Consider the following 20,087-nt stretch of genomic DNA (forward strand, 5'->3'; position numbering starts at 1 on the left):
CTTCGAACTCGCTGGTCAGCGGGTCGTCGAGCCTCACTCCTGCCGTACGACGACCCGAGTGCCGCTCGGGACCACGACGACGTCCTCCTCGTGGGACGCGACGTCGAGGAGCACCTCGAAGATGTCACGCATCGAGACGAAGCCCGCGATCTTGTCCTCCTCGATGACCGGCAGGTGGCGGATCTCCGCCTCGAGCATCCGTCGGGCCGTGTCGAGAATCTGGTCGTTCGGACGGGCCGTGACCAGGTCGGTGCTCATCACTTCCGCTGCCGTCACGTGGGCTGGGTTCGCCCCCTGCCCGAGGTGGTTCACGACATCGCGCTCGGACACGACACCGGCAAGGCGTCCGTTCTCCACGACGCCAAGGGCACCGATGCCGTCCGCCGCCAGCGACTCCGCGACCTCCAGCAGCGTGGCCGCGCCGGGCACGGTGGCCACCGGCCACACCATGACCCGGGCAATCGCATCGGTGGTGTGCAAGCTGGGTCTGCTGCTGGCGTACATGGGGGCCTCCACAGGTCGACGCTTCGTTGTTCCTGACCCCAGCCTGTGCTGTTGGTGCTCCCAGGGTCAGGGGCCTTGGTCCTGCGCCTGCGGGCTGAACTGCCCCCAAGGCGGAGGTGACCGGGGCGCGGCGAGCTGAGGTCCTAGGCGGGTTCTCGGAACCAACCTCGAGCGGCGGCGGGAACTCCGGCATCGCGCCGGGGCAGGTAGTGCTCGTGCAGGAGCCGCGCGGCCAGCTCACCGCGGCTGAGCACACCCACCTTGGCGAACACCGACTTCAGGTGCTCCTTGACGGTGTGCTCGCTGATGCCCAGCGCCTTGGCCGCCGCCCGGTTGCTCTCACCTCGCAGCACCAGACCCACCACGTCCCGCTCCCGGACACTGAGCCCGTAGGCCGCGCACAACACTTCTGCCACCTCGATCGGGCGGGCCGCTTCGATGATCACCGCTGCGCCCGCACCTTCGAGGTGTGAGGCATGGAGCACCACCCAACGACCGTCGACCGCCTGCAGGCGCAGGTCCTTGGGGCCCGGCGACGACGACCACAGACAGGCCGTCAGGGCCGCGACGGCCGACGGCAGCCGGCCGTCGGGACCAAGGAGACGCAGCCAGTCCTCGGCCGCCTCGCTCACGGCGCTCAAGGAGCCGTCGGGGGCGACCAGGACCAGGCCAGGAGCGCCGGGCTCGTCGTGCGCCCCCTCGCTCGCGTCCGCCCGGAGCAGTGACAACCGCACACCGTCCGCGAGGTCGCCGGACAGGACGCCAAGTGTCGCCACCTCCTCGGCCGTGAAGTGGCCCTCGCGTCGGTACGCGTAGAGCGAGGCCCAGCAGAATCCGTCTCGCATCAGGGCCACCCGCACGTCGTCACGCAGGCCCAGGGGCTCGAGCAGCCGGCCGAAACGGGCGCTGCGAGCCGGATTGCCCTCGGTGTGCGCGTGCAGACCTCCGGCCGGTGGCGTCCGGTGCACCAGGTCGATCAGACGGTTCACCTCGCCGTCCGCGTGCTCGAGCGAGAAGATCACAGCCTCCCGGGCGCTGTCGAAGGGCGCTCCCAACGCCAGACAGCCTGTGGACAGCAGCGTCGCGGGATCCACCTGCCCCCACGCCGAGACGTCCCAGGGCACCAGCTTCCGGAGCGTCGCGTCACTGCGCCGCCAGAGCTCCTCCACCGAGAGGCCGGCGACGGCCAGGGCCCTGAGCTGTCGCCGGACGTCGTCGAGACTTGGCACGCCCGCCACGATAAGGGACCCCTCGAAGGAGGTATACCGCACGCGATCCACAGCGCCGATCCTCGACAAGGAGCCGGAAGAGCCGGCTAACGAGAGTCAGGAAGGCACAGCATGTCGAACAAAACCAGCACCGTCACCGCCAAGCCCACGCCGCGAGTTCTCCGCAGTCCTCGCAGCGTGGAGATGCTCGGCAACCGGCTCGACCTCCTCGTCGAGGCCGACGACTTCCCCCGCGCCTCCGTGGTGCGCTACACCGTCGCCCCAGGGTTCACCGCTCCACCGCAGCTGCACCACCACGTCAGCGACGACGTGCTCATGATCGTGCTCGCCGGGGCGTTGGCCGTCTCAGGCGTCGAGGGTGAGGTCGAGGCAGGCCCCGGGGAGGTCGTCGTGCTCCGGCACGGCACCCCCTTCGCGTGGCGCAACGCGAGTGCAGAGGAGGAGGCGGTCTACCTCGGCGTCTATGCCCCGGGTGGGTTCGAGCAGTACTTCCCGGCGATCCAGGCCGCCGCCTCTTCTGCGGGCGGTCTGAGCCCGGAGGTGGTGTTCCCGCTGTGGGAGCAGTACGGGATCGCCGTCAGCGACACCGACTGACCGGACGTCGGCCCGCCTGCGGTTTCTCGGTTCTGTGGAGCCTAGGGGACTCGAACCCCTAACCCCCTGCTTGCAAAGCAGGTGCGCTACCAATTGCGCCAAGGCCCCGGATGGCGGCGAACCGCCGGCGGGTCAAGCTGGGTGGGACACCGATCAGGACTTGGCGACCGGGTCGGTGGCCTCGGCCCAGAGTGCCTGCTCGGTCTTGCCCTCGTCCATCTTCTTCTTGGCGAAGGCGGCGCCGGCCGCGGCCAGCAGGATCATGACGAGCTTCTTCATGGGGATCCTCCAACGTGGGCGGCACGGAAATCGGGTGGGCCTAAGAGGACTTGAACCTCTGACCTCTTCCTTATCAGGGAAGCGCTCTAACCGTCTGAGCTATAGGCCCGGGTGCGCTGTGTGCAGCGACGCCGAAGATTACCCGACGCCACCCGGACGCCGCCAATCGGTGCGTGCACTCAGCGGTCGTCCTCCGCGAGGGTGACCTCGATGCCGCCCAGGAGAGCAGCGGCCATGTTGTAGAGGAAGGCCGTCAGGGTGGCGATGGCGGTGAGCAGGATGACGTCGATGACGCTCACCAGCAGGGTGAAGCCGAGCACCCGACCCATGCCGAGATAGTTGGTGACGTCGAACTCCGAGGAGCTGGTGTCACCCTCGACCACGCTGGCCACGGTCGCGTTGATCGAGTCCCAGACACCAGCGGCGCCCAGCACGGTCCAGATCATGAAGACGGCGACGAAGGTGACGACCCCGAAAGCGACCGACAGCAGGAACGCCGTCTTCATCACGCTCCACGGATCGATCCGGGTCAGCCGCAGCCGCGCCCGGCGCGGGGTGCGACCCGACCCGCCGCTGGCGCGGCGCCCCGGGCGCCTGCTGCCCGAGGCGTTGGCGCGGTGCTCGCTGGCGGCGCCGGACAGGGTCGTCTGGATCCGCTCGGTGAGCGGGGCCCGGGTCTCGTCCTTCGGCGCAGCCGACTTAGAGGACCCGGACGAGCCCTGGCTAGTCGTGGTTGGCGACGCGGTGCGCTCCGACATGGGTCACTCCTCAGCGTCTTCGACGGGACGCTCGATTGTTGCACCGTCGCCCGAATCAGGCGACTCCACCGACTCCCCTGACTCCGCCGACCCTGCCGACACCGTGGACTCCGGCGATTCGGCGGACGGCTCGGTCTCGTCGGCCTCGGCGTCCTCGCGGGCCTCGACCGAGCGGGCCACCACGGCCACGGCGTCGCCCGACTTCGGGTTGACGAACTTCACGCCCTGGGTCGAACGGCCGGTGGGACGGAAGTGCTCGTTGATCGGGCTGCGCACGACCTGGCCGGCCTGGGTGATGGCGAGGATCTCGTCACCCTCCTCGACGATGAACGCGCCGACGAGCCCACCGCGGTCCTCGTTGGTCAGGGTCATGGCCTTGATCCCGAGGCCACCGCGGCCGGTGGTGCGATAGTCGGTGATCCGTGAGCGCTTCGCGAAGCCGCCGTCGGTGATGGTGAAGACGTACTGCTCCTTCACCTCGTCCGAGGCGGTGGCGTCGGTGCCGTCCGCGTCGTCGGCCGCCTGCTCGGCGGCGACCTGGGCGGCCCGGATGACCGACATCGACAAGACGCTGTCCTCGCCCCGGAACTTCATCCCCGTGACGCCCGACGTGGCGCGGCCCATCGGCCGCAGCTGGCCGTCGTCGGCCTTGAAGCGGATCGCCTGGCCACGACGCGAGACGAGCAGGATGTCGTCGTCGCTGCCCACGAGCTCGGCGCCGATCAGGGCGTCGTCGTCGTCGCGGAAGTTGATCGCGATGACGCCGGCCTGGCGTGGGCTGTTGTAGTCACCCAGCCGCGTCTTCTTCACCAGCCCGTTGCGGGTGGCGAGCACGAGGTAGGGCGCCTGCTCGTAGTCACGGATCGCCAGGACCTGCGCAATGTCCTCGTCGGGCTGGAACGACAGCAGCCCGGCGACGTGACCGCCCTTGGCGTCACGCGCGGCCTCGGGCAGGTTGTAGGCCTTGGTGCGATAGACGCGACCCGCCGTGGTGAAGAACAGCAGCCAGTGGTGGTTGGTGGTCGCGATGAAGTGCTCGACCACGTCGTCGCCGCGCAGGCTCGCCCCACGCACGCCCTTCCCGCCGCGCTTCTGCGTGCGGTACTGGTGGCGCTGGGTCCGCTTGGCATAGCCGCCGCGGGTGATGGAGACGACGAGCTCCTCGTCGGGGATCAGGTCTTCCATCGACAGGTCGCCGTCGGCGGCGATGATCTGCGTACGGCGGTCGTTGCCGTACTTCTCGACGATCTCGCCCAGCTCGTCGATCACGATCTGTCGCTGGCGCAGCTCGTTGGCGAGGATGTCCTCGAGGTCGGCGATGATCAGCTCGAGCTCGGCGAGGCGGTCGATGATCTTCTGGCGCTGCAGGGCTGCCAGCTGTCGTAGCTGCATGCCCAAGATGGCGTCGGCCTGGACGTCGTCGATCTCGAGGAGCGCGATGAGGCCCTCGCGGGCCTCGGCGACGTCGGGGCTCCGGCGGATGAGGGCGATGACCTCGTCGAGGGCGTCGAGCGCCTTGACCAGGCCGCGATAGACGTGAGCCTGCTTCTCGGCCTCGGCGAGACGGAAGCGGGTCCGGCGCTGGATGACCTCGATCTGGTGGGACACCCAGTTGCTGACGAACTGGTCGATCGTCAGGGTGCGGGGCACCCCGTCGACCAGGGCGAGCATGTTGGCGCTGAAGTTGGTCTGCAGCTCGGTGTGCTTGAGGAGATTGTTGAGGACCACGCGGGCCACTGCGTCGCGCTTGAGCACCACGACGAGGCGCTGCCCGGTGCGACCCGAGGAGTCGTCTCGCACGTCGGAGATGCCCTGCACCTTGCCGGAGTCGGCCAGCTCGGCGATCTTGAGCGCGAGGTTGTCCGGGTTGACCATGTAGGGCAGCTCGGTGATGGACAGGCAGGTGCGGCCCTTGGCGTCCTCGTCGATCTCGATCACCGCGCGCTGGGTGACCGAGCCGCGTCCCGTGCGGTAGGCCTGCTCGATGCCCTGGCGGCCCACGATCAGGGCGCCGTTGGGGAAGTCGGGGCCCTTGATCCGCTCGACGAGCGCGTCCTGCAGCTCCTCGCGGGTGGCGTCGGGGTGCTCGAGCGCCCAGCGCGCGCCGTCGGCGACCTCGCGCAGGTTGTGCGGCGGGATGTTGGTCGCCATACCGACCGCGATGCCGGCCGAACCGTTGACGAGCAGGTTGGGGTAGCGCGAGGGCAGGACGACCGGCTCCAGCTGGCGCCCGTCGTAGTTGGGCTGGAAGTTGACCGTGTCCTGCTCGATGTCGCGGACCATCTCGAGGGCGAGCGGCGCCATCCGGCACTCGGTGTAGCGCATGGCGGCCGCGGCGTCGTTGCCCGGGGAGCCGAAGTTGCCCTGACCGTTGATCAACGGGGCCCTCATCACCCAGGGCTGGGCCAGTCGCACCATGGTGTCGTAGATGGCGGTGTCGCCGTGGGGGTGGTAGGCACCCATCACCTCACCGACGACGCGCGCGCACTTGTAGAAGCCGCGGTCGGGGCGGTAGCCGCCGTCGAACATCGCATAGATGATCCGTCGGTGCACCGGCTTGAGTCCGTCACGCACGTCGGGCAGTGCACGCCCGACGATCACCGCCATCGCGTAGTCGATGTAGGCGCGCTGCATCGAGGTCTGGAGCTCGATCGGCTCGATGCGGCCGCCCGGACCGGGGCCGTCAGTCGTGGTTTCAGTCATGGTGAGTCTCTCTCCGAGGATCTATCGATGTCTAAGAAAAGTGCGATATTCCTAGATATCGAGGAATCGAACGTCCTTGGCGTTGCGCTGGATGAACGAGCGGCGCTGCTCGACGTCCTCGCCCATCAGCGTCGAGAACACCTCGTCCGCATGGGCCGCGTCGTCGAGGGTGACCTGGAGCATGAGCCGCTGCTCGGGGTTCATCGTGGTCTCCCACAGCTCCTCGGCGTTCATCTCACCCAGGCCCTTGTAGCGCTGGACGGGGTTCTCCTTGGGCAGCTTCTTGCCGTTCTCGATCCCGTCCTTCATCACCGCGTCGCGCTCGGCGTCGGAATAGACGAACTCGTGGTCGTGCGGCTTGTTCCACCGGACGCGGTAGAGCGGGGGCTGCGCCATGTAGACGTAGCCGTGCTCGATCAACGGCTTCATGAACCTGAACAGCAGCGTGAGCAGCAGGGTGTTGATGTGGTGGCCGTCGACGTCGGCGTCAGCCATCAGCACGACCTTGTGGTAGCGCAGCTTCTCGAGGTTGAACTCCTCGTGGATGCCAGTGCCGAGCGCGGAGATGATCGCCTGGACCTCGGCGTTGCCGAGCACCTTGTCGATGCGGGCCTTCTCGACGTTGAGGATCTTGCCGCGGATGGGGAGGATCGCCTGGACGCGCGAGTCGCGGCCCTGGCGGGCCGACCCACCGGCCGAGTCACCCTCGACGATGAAGACCTCGCACTCCGCGGGGTTGGTGGACTGGCAGTCGCTGAGCTTGCCGGGCAGACCGCCGCCGCCGAGCAGGCCCTTGCGCCCGCGAGCCAGGTCGCGCGCCTTGCGCGCGGCGATGCGCGCCATCGCCGCGGACTGGGACTTGCGGACGATGTCCTTGCCCTCGGCCGGGTTCTGCTCGAACCAGGCGCCGAGCTGGTCATTGACGATGCGCTGGGTGAAGCCCTTGACCTCGGTGTTGCCGAGCTTGGTCTTGGTCTGTCCCTCGAACTGCGGGTTCTCGAGCTTGACCGAGATGATCGCCGTCAGGCCCTCGCGGATGTCGTCACCGGAGACGCGGTCTTCCTTCTTCTTGATCTGGCCCCACTCCTCGCCCCAGTGGTTGACCAGGCTGGTGAGCGCCGAGCGGAAGCCCTCCTCGTGGGTGCCGCCCTCGTGGGTGTTGATCGCGTTGGCGAACGTGTGCACCGACTCGGTGAAGGAGGTGTTCCACTGCATCGCCACCTCGAGGCTCATGTGCGTCCCGGCGTTGCCGGCGCTCTCGGCCTCGAAGGAGATGACCGTCGGGTTGGCCTTCTCCTTGCGGCGGTTGAGGTGCTCGACGTAGTCGACGAGGCCGCGGTCGTACTTGAAGACCCGCTCGAGACCGGACTCGGTCTTCTTGATCGCGTCGGGCGTCGACTGGTCGACCGAGGCATCGATCGTGCCGTCCTCGACCGCTTCGACCAGGTCGTCGGCGGTCTCGCGCTCGTCGCGGATCACGATCTCGAGGCCCTTGTTGAGGAAGGCCATCTCGCGGATGCGGTTGGTGATCGTCTCGAGGTTGTAGGTCGTGGTCTCGAAGATCTCGTCGGACGCCCACCAGGTGATGGCGGTGCCGGTGCGCTCGTCCGGCTCCATCGGGCGGACCTGCTCGAGGTCGGCGTCGGGGACGCCGAGGGTGAAGGTCTGGCGCCACAGGTGGCCGCGGTTGCGGACCTCGGCGACCAGCGTCGTCGAGAGCGCGTTGACCACGGAGACGCCGACGCCGTGCAGACCACCGGAGACCTTGTAGCCGCCACCGCCGAACTTGCCACCGGCGTGGAGCATGGTGAGCGCCATGGTCACGGCCGGCATGTCGGCGCCGGGCGCGGTGTCGGTCGGGATGCCGCGACCGTTGTCCTCGACCCGGACGCTGCCGTCGGCCTGCAGGGTGACGACGATCCGGTCGCAGTAGCCGGCCATCGACTCGTCGACCGCGTTGTCGATGATCTCCCAGATCAGGTGGTGCAGGCCACGCTCGCCGGTGGACCCGATGTACATGCCGGGCCGCTTGCGCACAGCCTCGAGACCCTCGAGGACCTGGATCGCGGAGGCGTCGTAGTCGACACCGTTCGGGCGCTCGGGGACTGGTGCGTCGCTCACGCGGACCTCTTCTGCTTCACGCCCCGGACGGGGCAGGTGACATAGGCGAAGGTCGCGACCGAAGCGGTCTGCGACCTTTGGTCCCAGTCTAGCCGTCAGGGGCCCAGATGCCACGCCTGCACGCCGGGTTCGGGGGATCTGGGGATGAAATGTGCCCCTGAGCGGCATTCTGAGGCCTCCGCGAGGCCCGAACAGGGGGGCGGTGGAGTCCCCATACGTCCGCGCGGCGCTCAGATCGCCTGCTGGCTCATCCGTAGGTGTCGCGGGGTCCCCGCCCGTCGCGGCTGGTGAAGCGCCCCTTCTTCCAGTTCGGGAGGTTGGGCCCGAGGATCTCGATCGCACTCACCGTGCCGTGTCCGAGCTCCTCGTTGAGGCGCCGCACGATCGTCGGCGCGAGGAGCTTGAGCTGGGTGGACCAGGCGGTCGAGTCGGCCCGGACCACCACGCGGGTGTCGGTGAACGACTGGGGCGTGCAGTGCGCCGCGACCTCGTCGCCGACCAGCTCGGCCCACCTCCCGAAGACCGCCTGCATGCGCAGGTCCAGCTCCCAGCCGTGCTGGCTGATCAGCCTCGACATCGCCGTGTCGAGCAGCTGGGGGTCACGGTCGTCGGGATGGGCCCCGGACGACGACATCGGCGTACGCCGACGAAAGCTCGCCCCGGTCTTCTTGCGCGACGCCGCCTTGCCGGGTCCGGCGATGGCCGCCTTGCGTGCCGACCGCGCGAAGTCGAGTCCGTCGTCGCGGTGGCCCGGTGCCTCGTCCTCGCTCGCTGACGGGTCGGGAGTCTCACTCGTCACGGCGCACCCGCCCGTCGGCGACGATGAACCTGGTGCCCCGCAACGCCTCGGGCACGTCGGCCGCGACCGCCGCCGTCACCAGGACCTGCTCCGCGTCGGCCACCAGCTCGGCCAGCTGGGCCCGCCGCTCGGCATCGAGCTCGGCGAAGACGTCGTCGAGCACCAGGATCGGGTCGTCCCCGTCGGCACGCAGCAGGTCGTAGGACGCGAGCCGCAGCGCGAGCGCGAACGACCAGGACTCACCATGCGAGGCATAGCCCTTCACCGGCAGCCGCAGGTCGGCGTTGCCCAGCGACAGCAGCAGCTCGTCGCGGTGCGGACCGACCAGGGAGATTCCGCGGTCCAGCTCGTCGCGGCGGCGTGCTTCGAGCTCGGCCAGCAGCCGCGTCTCGAGGTCGGCCGCCTCCACGGGCAGCTCGAAGGACGGCTTGTAGTCGATCTCCGCGTCCTCCCGGCTCGCCCCGCGGGCCACCGCTTCGTAGGCCTTGCCGACATAGGGCCGCAGGTCCTCGACCAGTCCCAGCCGGGCGGCGAGCAGCTGGGAGCCGACCTGGGCCAGCTGGCCGTCCCACACGGCGAGCGTGGAGAGGGCGGTTTCACGTGAATCACCGCGCGCGTGGCCGGCGGTCTTGAGCAGGCTGTTGCGCTGGCGCAGGATCCGGTCGTAGTCCGAACGCACCCCGGCCAGGCGCGGGGTGCGCAGGACGAGCAGGTCGTCGAGGAACTTGCGCCGGTCGGACGGGTCACCCTTGACCAGGGTGAGGTCGTCGGGAGCGAACACGACTGTGCGCATCACGCCGATCAGGTCGCGGGGGCGCGGCAGCGGCGACCTGTTGATCCGGGCGCGGTTGGCCCGGCCCGGGTTGAGCTCGATCTCCAGCACCGCCGTACGTCCGTCGCGGACCACGGCGGCGCGGACCATCGCCTGGTCGGTGCCGGCCCGGACGAGCGGCGCGTCGGCGGCGACACGGTGCGAGGACAGCCGCGAGAGGTAGTCGATCGCCTCGATCAGGTTGGTCTTGCCCTGACCGTTGCGGCCGATGAACGCCGTCGCGCCGGGCTCCAGCTCGACGTCGAGGGTCTCGTAGGAGCGGAAGTTGTGGAGCGTCAGGTGTGAGACATGCATGCGTGACCCATGATGCGCTAGCTCTCGGCCGGCTCGCGGCCGCTGCCAGCGCCCGCCTCGCGCGCCGCCGCCGCCTGGTCAGGCGCCTTGCTCTCGCCCGCGGCGTCGCCGCCCTTGGGCGCGGGCGTGCGGACCGCGTGCCCGCCGAACTGGTTGCGCATCGCCGCGACGGCCTTCATCGTCGGCGAGTCGTCCTGGCGGGAGACGAAGCGCGCATACAGGGCGGCAGTGATCGCCGGCGTCGCGACGGCGTTCTCGATGCCGGCCTCCACCGTCCAGCGGCCCTCGCCCGAGTCCTCGGCATAGCCGGCGATCTGCGACAGGCCCGGGTCATCGTCGAGCGCGGCGACCATCAGGTCGAGCAGCCAGGAACGGATCACGGTGCCCTCACGCCAGGAGCGGAAGACCTCGGTGACGTTGTCGGTCAGCTCCGCCTTCTCCAGCAGCTCCCAGCCCTCGGCATAGGCCTGCATGATCGCGTACTCGATGCCGTTGTGGACCATCTTGGAGAAGTGGCCGGCGCCGACCTTGCCGGCGTGCACGGCGCCGAAGTCACCCTCGGGCTTGAGGGAGTCGAAGGCCGGCTGGACCTTCTCCACGTCGGCTGCGTCACCGCCGTACATCAGGGCGTAGCCGTTCTCCAGGCCCCACACGCCGCCGGAGACACCGCAGTCGACGTAGCCGATGCCCTTGGCCTGCAGCGTCTCGGCGTTGGCCAGGTCGTCGGTCCAGCGGGAGTTGCCGCCGTCGACGACGACGTCGCCCTCGCCGAGGAGCTCGCCGAGCTCGGCCACGGTCGACCGCGTCGGCTCACCCGCCGGCACCATCACCCACACGACCTTGGGTGTGGGCAGCTTGTCGACCAGCGCTGCCAGCGAATCGACGTCGCTCACCTCGGGATTGCGGTCGAAGCCCACGACGGTGTGCCCGTCGCGGCGCAACCGCTCGCGCATGTTGCCGCCCATCTTGCCCAAGCCGACGAGTCCGATGTCCATACGGGCGACCCTAGCCTGAGCAGAACTGACCCGGGCGCGCCAGCGTCCGGTCAGTGCTGCGAACAAGGCCGGGAGTGAGCCAATGAGCTCCCAACGCCCGACCCTGGCGGGAGGTCTCAGCTAAGGAGACGGCGCGGCATCAGCAGGTAGCGGAACGAGTCGGACTCGCCCGCGTCGGTGCTGGAGATGACGACGGGCTTGCTCGCCTGGGTGAAGGCGAGGTCGATGAACTCGCCGTCGAGGGCGGTCAGGCCGTCGAGGAGGAACTGCGGGTTGAACCCCGTCGTCAGCGACTCGCCGGTGATCTCGGCCTCGATCACCTCGGTCGCCTGGGCCTCGTCGCCCGAGCCGGCGTCGAGCACCAGCTGGTTGTCCTCGAACTTCAGCTGGACGGCGGTGTTGCGCTCGGCGACCAGCGCCACACGCTTCACCGTCTCGATCAGGTCCGCCTTGTTGACCTTGGCGACCGTGAGGTGCTCGCTGGGGAACAGGGAGCGCACCTTGGGGAACTCGCCGTCGAGCAGGCGCGTGGTCGTACGGCGAACGCCGCCCTGACCGGTTCCCTCGAAGCCGATGAGTCCCTCGCCGCCGTCGCCGGAGCTCAGTGCGATGGTGATCTCGGACCCGGAGGTGAGCGCCTTGGCCGTCTCGCCGAGCACCTTGGCCGGGACCAGGGCAGCCACCGACGCGTCGGGCGTCTGTGGGTTCCAGGTCAGCTCGCGGTGTGAGAGACGGAAGCGGTCGGTCGCGAGCAGGGACATCGTGGAGCCGTCGATCTCGATGCGCACACCGGTCAGGACCGGGAGCATGTCGTCGCGGCCGGCCGCAGTGACGGCCTGGGCCACGGCGTGGGCGAAGTCGGAGCTCGCCACGGTGCCGGTGGCGGCCGGCATCTTGGGCAAGGTCGGGTAGTCGGCGACCGGCATGGTGGCCAGGCTGAATCGCGCGGACCCGCAGGTGAGCGAGACCCTCGGCCCCTCGAGCGACATCTCGATCGGCTTGGCCGGGAGGCTACGGCAGATGTCGGCCAACAGCCGACCGCTGACCAGGGCACTGCCCTCGTCGCTCACCTCGGCGGCCAGGTCGGCCCGCGCCGAGGTCTCGTAGTCGAAGGTGGAGAGCACCAGGCCCTCGTTGCTGGCCTCGATCAGGAGTCCGGCGAGCACCGGCGAGCTGGGACGAACGGGGAGGCTGCGGGCGGCCCAGGCAACGGCGTCGGTGAAGACGTCGCGGTCGACGCGGAACTTCACTGCGGCTCCTCGAAAAACAGGTCAGGGGTGTCAGTCGGACGCGCGACACCGAGGTGCCGGTGCGCGCGGAGGGTGAATCCTGCCATGCGTGGATGGCTGAGACGAGGGTTGTCCCCAGGCAGGGCCCGGTTCAAAGGTTTCTGATGATCGACTCAACTAGATGTTCGTAGTAGTCATAGCGTCGGTGGAATCTGTGGAGAACCGGTGTTTGTGCAGGTGAGCGGGGCAATTTCGGTGCACAGGGGGTGTGCACTCAGGTGTTGAGGCATCACCGTGGTTGTGCAGTGAGCAGCGAGGTCGGGATTCGGCTGCTGCTCACCCACAGGCCCTGTGCAGGACACGCGGGCCGGAACCACACGTCCTCCACAGTCGGGGCGGTCAGGCTTGACGCGCCTGCATCTTCACCCGGTTGGTGAGCTCGGAGACCTGGTTGAACACCGCACGCCGCTCGGCGAGGAGCTGGCGGATCTTGCGGTCGGCATACATCACGGTCGTGTGGTCGCGGTTGCCGAACTGGGCGCCGATCTTGGGCAGCGACAGCGCGGTCAGCTCGCGGCACAGGTACATGCCGATCTGTCGGGCCATCACGAGGTGCCGGCCACGGCTGGGTCCGGTGAGGTCCTCGATCGTCACGCCGAAGTAGGCAGCCGTCTGGGCGATGATCAGACCGGGCGTGATCTCCGGCTCTCCGCCTTCGGGGATCAGGTCGCGCAGCACGATCTCGGCCAGGCTCATGTCGACGTCCTGACGGTTGAGGTTGGCGAACGCGGTGACGCGGATCAGGGCACCCTCGAGCTCGCGGATGTTGGTCTGGATCTTGGAGGCGATGAACTCGAGGACGTCGGGCGGCGCCGTGAGCCGGTCCATCGCTGCCTTCTTGCGCAGGATCGCGATCCTGGTCTCGAGCTCCGGCGGCTGGACGTCGGTGATCAGGCCCCACTCGAACCGGTTGCGCAGCCGCTCCTCGAGCGCCTCGAGCTTCTTCGGCGCCTGGTCGGAGGTGAGCACGATCTGCTTGTTGGCGTTGTGGAGGGTGTTGAACGTGTGGAAGAACTCCTCCTGGGTCTGGGTCTTGCCCTGGAGGAACTGGATGTCGTCGATCAGCAGGACGTCCACGTCGCGGTAGCGCCGCTTGAACCGGTCCTGCCGGTCGTCGCGCACCGCGTTGATGAACTCGTTGGTGAACTCCTCGCTGGAGACGTAGCGGACCTTGGCGTTGGTGTAGAGGCTGCGGACGTAGTGGCCGATCGCGTGCAGGAGATGGGTCTTGCCGAGCCCGGACTCGCCATAGACGAGCAGCGGGTTGTAGGCCTTTCCCGGAGCTTCCGAGACGGCGACGGCCGCGGCGTGCGGGAAGCGGTTGGAGGAGCCGATGACGAATGTCTCGAAGGTGTACTTGGGGTTGAGCCGGGTCTCCAGCGCGGAGGCGGAGCGTCGGTCCTGGGCCGAGTCGTGGTCCCTGCGGTCGTCGTTGCCGGTGTCCTCGATGCGCGCGGCGGGGATGAGGCCCGCAGGCGTGTCCTCGTCCACCTGTCGGTTTGTCGACATGTCGCTAGATAGATCTGCCGCTGGTGGCTGTTCCGCCGGCTGGGGCTCGGCGGTCTCGAGGGCGGGGTTGACGCTGACCGCCATCCGGATCTCGCGCCCGAACGTCTCGCTCAACGCGTCCTCCAGCTGGGCGCGCAGCCGCCCCTCGAGCTGGCCTCGGGTGAAGTCGTTGGGTACGGCGATGATCGCCGTGCTCTCGTGCAGCGTCACCGGCTCGCTGGCGCGCAGCCAGGCGCGCTGATGTGGCTGCAGATCGTGGACGATGGTTCGCCACACGTCCGTGAGATCGAGTGTCTGGTCGTCCACCGGCCCTGCCTCTCCTGCATCTGGGTTGTGGTGTGAATACTCCACAGCGTTGTCCACAGTCTGTGAACCACGGCTACGGCACCGTGACCTGGGTCACGGACGACCGCTGACGCAGCGGCCTCGCTGGAGGCAATTGCGCAGGTCAAGCGGGTGGAATCCGGCTTCGAGCCACCTGCGCACGTCCCCGTCCACCGAGGTCTGCCGGCTCTGGGTCGACGGCTCTCGGAGGTTGGAACCTAACAAGCGCAGAATCGCTGCGGCAAGGCTTCATCCACAGGCAGCACCAACTCTTGTCGTAGTGGTGCTCTGCACCAGTTTGACCCTGATTCACCGACCCGCGTACCGTTTGCCGGTCACTCCTTGTCGACGGGTGCCGCATGTCCATGACTTCGTAGGCCAGATGGCCTGCGCGTGGGTGAGCGGTGCCGGCCGAAGAGCCAGCAGGCGTCGAGCACTGTCTCGACACCGGCGCCAGATCCCGCTGTGGAGTGGACACCCAAGAGAAAGCATCGGAGAAGCTCGTGAGCAAGCGTACCTATCAGCCGAACAACCGCCGCCGTCACAAGGTGCACGGGTTCCGCCTGCGCATGCGCACGCGCGCCGGCCGCTCGATCCTCTCGGCACGTCGCCGCAAGGGTCGCAAGAGCCTGGCAGTCTGACGGCTGCGCCCACGGCGACCGCGTCGTGCTGCCCGCTGCGCACCGACTCCTCGACAGTGACAGCTTCCGCTTCACCGTTCGATCGGGTCGACGCTGCGGTTCGCCGACGCTCGTGGTCCATCTCGCTGCCCGCCCGTCCGGGGAAGGTCCCGCACGGGTCGGCTTCGTGGTGAGCAAGGCCGTGGGCAATGCCGTGGTCCGCAACCGCGTGAAGCGTCGACTCCGACACCTGACCCGGGAGCACCTGCCGATGCTGGTAGGGCTGCCGGGTTCTGCCGTGCTGGTGGTCCGGGCGCTGCCGGCGGCGGGCTCGGCGCCGTACGACGCCCTGGCATCCGACCTGCGACGCTGCCTGAGCAAGGTGACGTAGGTGAAGTGGCTGCTGATCGGGTTGCTCAAGGCCTATCGCGCGCTCATCAGCCCGTTGTACGGCCAGGTGTGCCGCTATCACCCGTCCTGCTCGGCCTACGCCCTGACCGCAGTCACCGAGCATGGCTCCCTGCGCGGCAGCTGGCTCGCCGTTCGCCGCCTCGCTCGCTGCCACCCGTGGGCGGCCGGCGGCTATGACCCTGTTCCACCCCGCACCGTGAGTGCGGGCCCGACCCCGACCCAGGGAGCTTGAGTGCTCGACTTCTTCGGCGCCATCGGCGGCTTCATCATGACGCCGCTCTACTACGCCATCTCGGCGGTCCTGATCGGCTTCCACAACGTCTTCGGGGAGGTCTTCGGCCCCGCCTCGGGCCTTGCCTGGGTGCTGTCGATCATCGGGCTGACGCTGGTCATCCGCGCCGCCCTGATCCCGCTGTTCGTCAAGCAGATCAAGTCGAGCCGCAACATGCAGCTGATCCAGCCCAAGGTCAAGGAGCTGCAGAAGAAGTACGGCCATGACCGGGAGCGTCTCGCCCAGGAGACGATGAAGCTCTACAAGGACACGGGCACCAACCCGTTCGCGTCCTGCCTGCCGATCCTGTTGCAGATGCCGATCTTCTTCGCCCTCTTCCGGCTGATCGACCAGGCGGCGAAGGACCCCAAGGTCGAGCGGGGGTTGATGACAGAGAAGCTCAACACGCAGTTCGGCGACGCCATCTTCCTGAGCGCCAAGATCTCCGACACCTTCCTCAAGACCGACGACCTGAGCGTGCGGGTGCTAGCGGCCGTCCTGGTGCTGGCGATGACCGTCACCACCTTCCTCACCCAGCGTCAGCTGATGAGCAAGAACATGCCGGCCGACGCTCTCACCGGCCCCTACGCCCAGCAGCAGAAGATGCTGCTCTACGTCCTCCCCCTCGTCTTCGCGGTCGGTGGTATCGCCTTCCCGGTCGGTGTCCTCTTCTACTGGACGACCTCCAACCTGTGGACGATGGGCCAGCAGTTCTACGTCATCCGCAACAACCCCGCTCCCGGCACGCCCGCCTTCAAGGCCAAGGAGGAGCGGGACCAGGCGAAGGCCGCCCGCAAGGGTCATGCCGTGACGCCCGAGCCGGCCGCTGAGGTCGTTGCTGATCCGGAGCCGACGCCGGCTCGTGTCCAGCCCAAGCGGCAGACCAAGGCCCAGCGCCAGCGCAACAAGAAGCGCAAGTAGCTCACCCACATTCCGCGCGGCTCTGCCGCGATCGCGTAGATGGCAGGAGATCCACATGACTGAATCCACCGAGACTCCCGAACCGACGACCGAGACCGTCGATGCCCCCAGCGACAACCAGGAGAGCCGCCCGTCCAAGGTCGAGCGCCTGGAGAACGAGGGCGACATCGCGGCCGACTACCTCGAGGAGCTGCTCGACATCGCTGACCTCGACGGTGACCTCGACATGGATGTCGAGGGTGACCGCGCTGCGGTGTCGATCGTCGGCGCCGACCTGTCCCAGCTCGTCGGGGCCAAGGGTGAGGTGCTGGACGCCTTGCAGGAGCTCACCCGGCTGGCCGTCTATCGCGAGACCGGTGAGCGGTCGCGCCTGATGCTCGACATCTCGGGCTATCGCGCCGAGCAGCGTGAGCGGCTGGTGGCCCTGGCCACGGAGAAGATCGCTCAGGTCCAGACGTCGGGCGAGCCCGTCTCGCTGGAGCCGATGTCCTCGTTCGAGCGCAAGGTCGTGCACGACGCGGTGGCCGCCGCCGGGCTGACGTCGGAGTCCGAGGGCGCCGAGCCTCGTCGGTTCGTCGTGATCGTGCCGAACTGAGCGAACCGGCCATGTTTCACGTGAAACGGTGTCCATGAGCACGCCGGAACAGCCGACTCCCCCCACGCCGTCCGCGGCGCGGGGGGTGTTTGGTTCGGAGCGGCTCGAGCTGGCGGAGCGGTACGCGGAATGGCTGGCGACCGCGGGAGTGCTGCGCGGGCTGATCGGGCCCCGTGAGGCCCCGCGGCTGTGGGACCGACACCTGTTGAACTGTGCCGCCCTGGCGGACGTCATCGACAGGGACGCGACGGTCTGCGACATCGGGTCTGGGGCCGGGCTGCCCGGCGTCGTGCTCGGGATCGCTCGACCCGACCTCCGGATCACTCTGGTGGAACCGCTCCTGCGGCGCGCGACCTTCCTCGACGAGGTGGTGGCGGACCTCGACCTGTCCAACGTCACGGTCGTACGGGGGCGGGCCGAGGAGATCAAGACGCTGCACGCGTTCGACGTCGTGACGTCCAGGGCGGTCGCCCCACTGGAGCGCCTGCTGCGGTGGTCGATGCCGTTGGTCGCTCCTCAGGGCTCGATGCTCGCCATGAAGGGCTCGGCGGTGGCTGACGAGGTGGCGCAGGCTCGGAGCACGTTGCGTTCCCTGGGCTGCGCAGAACCCGAAGTCGTGTCGCTCGGGGCCGAAGACTCTGTCCACAACACCTACGCTCTCCGGGTGGCTTGGGCCGACCCGACGCGGGTAGGTTTGCCCGCCACACCCCCTGCACGATCGTCGCGACGACGCCGTCGCTGACGCCGCAGACTGAAAGGCCTGGTTGTGACCGAGGATTTCATGCCTCCCCCTGCCGACCCGCCGGGTGGTGACGCTGGAACTGAGTTTTCCACCGACCGCGGCGCGCTCGCTGAGCGTGGTTCTCCACAGGTTGACCCGTTCCATCCACAGGATGGGGACGGGCGTGTCGTGTCGGCCGTTTCACGTGAAACCTCTCCAGCCGGTGACGTTTCACGTGAAACGGCGCCTTTCCAGGTGCGTACGGCGGCCCAGATCGCGGACGGATCGGCTGAGTTCGACGATGCCTCGACCCCGCTGGCGCGCGCCGCGCAGCACTCGGTGCTGGCGCGGACCGGCGGTTTGGTCAAGGGCCGCGAAGTCCCGCGCCCGGCCGCGACCCGGGTGCTGGTGGTGGCGAACCAGAAAGGGGGCGTTGGCAAGACCACCTCGACGGTCAATGTCGCGGCCGCCCTTGCCCAGCTGGGTCAACGGGTGCTGGTCATCGACCTGGACCCCCAGGGAAACGCCTCCACCGCGTTGAGCGTCGATCACCACCGCGGTGTGCCGTCGACGTACGACATGTTGGTCGAGGGTGACGCCTTGGCCGACGTGATGACCGAGTGCGAGGAGCTGCCGGGACTGTGGGTCGTTCCGGCCACGATCGACCTGGCCGGCGCAGAGATCGAGCTCGTGAGCCTGGTGGCTCGCGAGAGCCGGCTGCAGCGAGCCCTCGTCGCCGACCCCCGGATCGGCTCCGCCGCAGACGCGGGCGAGGACCGCTTCGACTACGTCTTCATCGACTGTCCTCCGTCCTTGGGACTGCTCACGCTGAACGCGCTGGTGGCAGGTCGAGAGATGTTCATCCCCATCCAGGCGGAGTACTACGCCCTCGAAGGCCTCGGACAGCTGCTCGAGACCGTGGAGATGGTGCGCAAGCATCTCAACCAGAGCCTGGTGGTGAGCACCATCCTGCTGACGATGTATGACGCTCGCACCCGATTGGCCGCGAACGTCGCCTCCGAGGTTCGCACCCACTTCGGGGACGAGGTCCTGAAGACTGCGGTGCCCCGCTCGGTCCGCGTCTCCGAGGCGCCGTCCTACGGCCAGACCGTGATGACCTACGATCCAGCGTCGGCCGGCGCACTCAGCTATCTCGAGGCTGCCCGGGAGATCGCACTCAAGGGAGCCCCCCGATGAACGCCAACCCCAAGCCACCCCGCCGAGGTCTCGGGCGCGGTCTCGGGTCCCTGATCCCGACCGCGCCCGACTCGTCCGCACCCCAGCCGGAGTACGGCGCCGCGAACCCCTCGAGTGACGGAGCTCGCCCCCAGGCAGACTCCGTTGCTGCGTCGGGCGGGGTCGCCTCGCCGAATGGAACGCCCGTCGGCGCTCCCCATGCGGACGACGGTCGGCTGGGCGCGGTGGCTGGTGCCTACTTCGACGAGCTCCCGATCGCCCAGGTGCGGCCCAACGAGCGCCAGCCGCGGCAGGTCTTCGAAGAGGAGGCGATGGCCGAGCTGGTCCACTCGATCACCGAGGTGGGGCTGCTCCAGCCGATCGTCGTGCGCCGGACCGGGGACGAGGCCTATGAGCTGATCATGGGTGAGCGCCGGTGGCGCGCCTCCCAGCAGGCCGGCCTCGAGCGGATCCCGGCCATCGTGCGGCAGACCGACGACACCGACATGCTGCGCGACGCACTGTTGGAGAACCTGCACCGCTCACAGCTCAACCCCCTCGAGGAGGCGGCCGCGTATGGCCAGCTGCTCGAGGACTTCGGTTGCACCCACGACGAGCTGGCCCAGCGGATCGGTCGCTCGCGCCCCCAGATCAGCAACACGCTGCGGCTGCTGAAGCTCTCGCCGGCCGTCCAGCGCCGCGTCGCTGCGGGAGTCCTCTCCGCCGGCCACGCCCGGGCCCTGCTCACCATCGACGACCCGGACCTGCAGGACCGGCTCGCCGCCCGGGTGACGGCCGAGGGCATCAGCGTCCGCGGGCTGGAGGAGATCGTCTCGCTCGGGCCCGGTCAGACGAGCGCGACGCGGGCCAAGCGGAACCGACCCACGGCGCCCGGACTCGCCGACCTGGCCGAGCGGCTCTCTGACCGGTTCGAGACCCGAGTCAAGGTCGACCTCGGCAAGTCCAAGGGCAAGATCACCGTCGAGTTCGCCTCGCTCGACGACCTGCGCCGCATCGTGGAAGTGATGGATCCGCGCAACCGCACCGACCGCCCCATCTGAGTCGGTCCGCCGACCATCACGGGTGTGAGGTCCAAAGGATCCGACAGATGCAGGCAATTGTCGACAAACCGACTAAGCGCC

At 68.6% G+C, this 20,087-nt stretch carries 20 protein-coding genes and 2 tRNA genes; 9 read left to right on the forward strand and 13 right to left on the reverse strand.

Going from position 1 to position 20,087, the window contains the following annotated elements:
- Positions 1 to 33: 33 nt before the first annotated feature.
- Both G7071_RS05150 and G7071_RS18810 read right to left on the reverse strand, forming a co-directional pair.
- The gene (locus tag G7071_RS05150; RefSeq protein ID WP_166315740.1) at positions 34 to 480 is read right to left on the reverse strand and encodes a CBS domain-containing protein; all 447 of its coding nucleotides are present in this window, start codon (positions 478 to 480) and stop codon (positions 34 to 36) included.
- A 167-nt stretch (positions 481 to 647) separates the two neighbouring features.
- Entirely contained in the window at positions 648 to 1,733 is a 1,086-nt protein-coding gene (locus G7071_RS18810) for a response regulator transcription factor (RefSeq protein WP_166315743.1), read from the reverse strand.
- A 111-nt stretch (positions 1,734 to 1,844) separates the two neighbouring features.
- Here G7071_RS18810 and G7071_RS05160 point away from each other — a divergent pair, with 111 nt between their 5' ends.
- On the forward strand, positions 1,845 to 2,327 hold the full coding sequence (locus tag G7071_RS05160) for a cupin domain-containing protein (RefSeq protein ID WP_166315746.1): 483 nt from the start codon (positions 1,845 to 1,847) through the stop codon (positions 2,325 to 2,327).
- 35 nt (positions 2,328 to 2,362) lie between these two features.
- On the opposite strand, the gene G7071_RS05165 is transcribed toward G7071_RS05160, so the two are convergent.
- The 11 genes from G7071_RS05165 to dnaA all read right to left on the reverse strand — a co-directional run bounded on the left by G7071_RS05165 (position 2,363) and on the right by dnaA (position 14,269).
- Positions 2,363 to 2,435 (reverse strand) — tRNA-Ala (locus G7071_RS05165).
- A 45-nt stretch (positions 2,436 to 2,480) separates the two neighbouring features.
- Positions 2,481 to 2,606 carry a DLW-39 family protein gene (locus G7071_RS18815; protein WP_215727636.1) on the reverse strand — a complete coding sequence of 42 codons (126 nt, stop codon included), beginning with the start codon at positions 2,604 to 2,606 and terminating at the stop codon, positions 2,481 to 2,483.
- 35 nt (positions 2,607 to 2,641) lie between these two features.
- Positions 2,642 to 2,715: transfer RNA gene (locus tag G7071_RS05170), tRNA-Ile, on the reverse strand.
- Between the two features lie 70 nt (positions 2,716 to 2,785).
- Positions 2,786 to 3,364, reverse strand: a complete 579-nt coding sequence (locus G7071_RS05175; RefSeq protein WP_166315749.1) for a DUF3566 domain-containing protein — start codon at positions 3,362 to 3,364, stop codon at positions 2,786 to 2,788.
- 3 nt (positions 3,365 to 3,367) lie between these two features.
- Positions 3,368 to 6,067: a DNA gyrase subunit A gene (gyrA, locus tag G7071_RS05180; RefSeq protein ID WP_166315752.1), complete on the reverse strand. Its 2,700-nt coding sequence runs from the start codon at positions 6,065 to 6,067 to the stop codon at positions 3,368 to 3,370.
- Between the two features lie 51 nt (positions 6,068 to 6,118).
- On the reverse strand, positions 6,119 to 8,188 hold the full coding sequence (gene gyrB, locus G7071_RS05185) for a DNA topoisomerase (ATP-hydrolyzing) subunit B (protein WP_166315755.1): 2,070 nt from the start codon (positions 8,186 to 8,188) through the stop codon (positions 6,119 to 6,121).
- A 247-nt stretch (positions 8,189 to 8,435) separates the two neighbouring features.
- Positions 8,436 to 8,987, reverse strand: coding sequence for a DciA family protein (locus tag G7071_RS05190; protein ID WP_166315758.1), 552 nt, complete (start codon positions 8,985 to 8,987; stop codon positions 8,436 to 8,438).
- Entirely contained in the window at positions 8,977 to 10,113 is a 1,137-nt protein-coding gene (recF, locus tag G7071_RS05195; RefSeq protein WP_166315761.1) for a DNA replication/repair protein RecF, read from the reverse strand. Before recF ends, G7071_RS05190 begins: the two co-directional genes overlap by 11 nt.
- Before the next feature lie 17 nt (positions 10,114 to 10,130).
- Positions 10,131 to 11,162, reverse strand: coding sequence for a phosphogluconate dehydrogenase (NAD(+)-dependent, decarboxylating) (gene gnd / locus G7071_RS05200; protein ID WP_484549352.1), 1,032 nt, complete (start codon positions 11,160 to 11,162; stop codon positions 10,131 to 10,133).
- A gap of 62 nt (positions 11,163 to 11,224) precedes the next feature.
- The gene (gene dnaN / locus G7071_RS05205; RefSeq protein ID WP_166315767.1) at positions 11,225 to 12,358 is read right to left on the reverse strand and encodes a DNA polymerase III subunit beta; all 1,134 of its coding nucleotides are present in this window, start codon (positions 12,356 to 12,358) and stop codon (positions 11,225 to 11,227) included.
- A gap of 378 nt (positions 12,359 to 12,736) precedes the next feature.
- Entirely contained in the window at positions 12,737 to 14,269 is a 1,533-nt protein-coding gene (gene dnaA / locus G7071_RS05210; RefSeq protein WP_425489415.1) for a chromosomal replication initiator protein DnaA, read from the reverse strand.
- A gap of 464 nt (positions 14,270 to 14,733) precedes the next feature.
- Between dnaA and rpmH the strand changes: the two genes are divergently transcribed.
- From rpmH to G7071_RS05250, 8 genes are all read left to right on the forward strand, one after another.
- Complete coding sequence (rpmH, locus tag G7071_RS05215; protein WP_135267396.1) at positions 14,734 to 14,871, forward strand: 50S ribosomal protein L34; 138 nt, start codon at positions 14,734 to 14,736, stop codon at positions 14,869 to 14,871.
- 25 nt (positions 14,872 to 14,896) lie between these two features.
- Positions 14,897 to 15,241, forward strand: a complete 345-nt coding sequence (gene rnpA / locus G7071_RS05220; RefSeq protein ID WP_166315773.1) for a ribonuclease P protein component — start codon at positions 14,897 to 14,899, stop codon at positions 15,239 to 15,241.
- The gene (gene yidD, locus G7071_RS05225; protein ID WP_166315776.1) at positions 15,242 to 15,493 is read left to right on the forward strand and encodes a membrane protein insertion efficiency factor YidD; all 252 of its coding nucleotides are present in this window, start codon (positions 15,242 to 15,244) and stop codon (positions 15,491 to 15,493) included.
- The gene (gene yidC, locus G7071_RS05230) at positions 15,494 to 16,453 is read left to right on the forward strand and encodes a membrane protein insertase YidC (protein ID WP_166315779.1); all 960 of its coding nucleotides are present in this window, start codon (positions 15,494 to 15,496) and stop codon (positions 16,451 to 16,453) included.
- A 55-nt stretch (positions 16,454 to 16,508) separates the two neighbouring features.
- Positions 16,509 to 17,048 (forward strand): Jag family protein, encoded by a 540-nt coding sequence (locus G7071_RS05235; protein WP_166315782.1) that lies wholly within the window; start codon positions 16,509 to 16,511, stop codon positions 17,046 to 17,048.
- A 34-nt stretch (positions 17,049 to 17,082) separates the two neighbouring features.
- Positions 17,083 to 17,790, forward strand: a complete 708-nt coding sequence (rsmG, locus tag G7071_RS05240; RefSeq protein ID WP_166315785.1) for a 16S rRNA (guanine(527)-N(7))-methyltransferase RsmG — start codon at positions 17,083 to 17,085, stop codon at positions 17,788 to 17,790.
- A 234-nt stretch (positions 17,791 to 18,024) separates the two neighbouring features.
- Positions 18,025 to 18,966 carry a ParA family protein gene (locus tag G7071_RS05245; RefSeq protein ID WP_281351738.1) on the forward strand — a complete coding sequence of 314 codons (942 nt, stop codon included), beginning with the start codon at positions 18,025 to 18,027 and terminating at the stop codon, positions 18,964 to 18,966.
- A complete protein-coding gene (locus G7071_RS05250; RefSeq protein WP_166315791.1) occupies positions 18,963 to 20,006 on the forward strand; it encodes a ParB/RepB/Spo0J family partition protein in 1,044 nt (347 codons plus the stop codon). The genes G7071_RS05245 and G7071_RS05250 overlap by 4 nt, the downstream gene beginning before the upstream one ends.
- Positions 20,007 to 20,087 lie beyond the last annotated feature (81 nt).

Origin of the sequence: Nocardioides piscis (assembly GCF_011300215.1) — a bacterium.
In the GTDB taxonomy this organism is placed as follows: domain Bacteria; phylum Actinomycetota; class Actinomycetes; order Propionibacteriales; family Nocardioidaceae; genus Nocardioides; species Nocardioides piscis.

What these genes read in the sequence shown, in the direction of transcription:
- G7071_RS05160 (WP_166315746.1), top strand. Translation starts at nt 1,845, where the DNA reads ATGTCGAACAAAACCAGCACCGTCACCGCCAAGCCCACGCCGCGAGTT.
- G7071_RS18815 (WP_215727636.1), bottom strand. Translation starts at nt 2,606, where the DNA reads ATGAAGAAGCTCGTCATGATCCTGCTGGCCGCGGCCGGCGCCGCCTTC.
- G7071_RS05175 (WP_166315749.1), bottom strand. Translation starts at nt 3,364, where the DNA reads ATGTCGGAGCGCACCGCGTCGCCAACCACGACTAGCCAGGGCTCGTCC.
- gyrA (WP_166315752.1), bottom strand. Translation starts at nt 6,067, where the DNA reads ATGACTGAAACCACGACTGACGGCCCCGGTCCGGGCGGCCGCATCGAG.
- recF (WP_166315761.1), bottom strand. Translation starts at nt 10,113, where the DNA reads ATGCATGTCTCACACCTGACGCTCCACAACTTCCGCTCCTACGAGACC.
- G7071_RS05235 (WP_166315782.1), top strand. Translation starts at nt 16,509, where the DNA reads ATGACTGAATCCACCGAGACTCCCGAACCGACGACCGAGACCGTCGAT.
- rsmG (WP_166315785.1), top strand. Translation starts at nt 17,083, where the DNA reads ATGAGCACGCCGGAACAGCCGACTCCCCCCACGCCGTCCGCGGCGCGG.
- G7071_RS05250 (WP_166315791.1), top strand. Translation starts at nt 18,963, where the DNA reads ATGAACGCCAACCCCAAGCCACCCCGCCGAGGTCTCGGGCGCGGTCTC.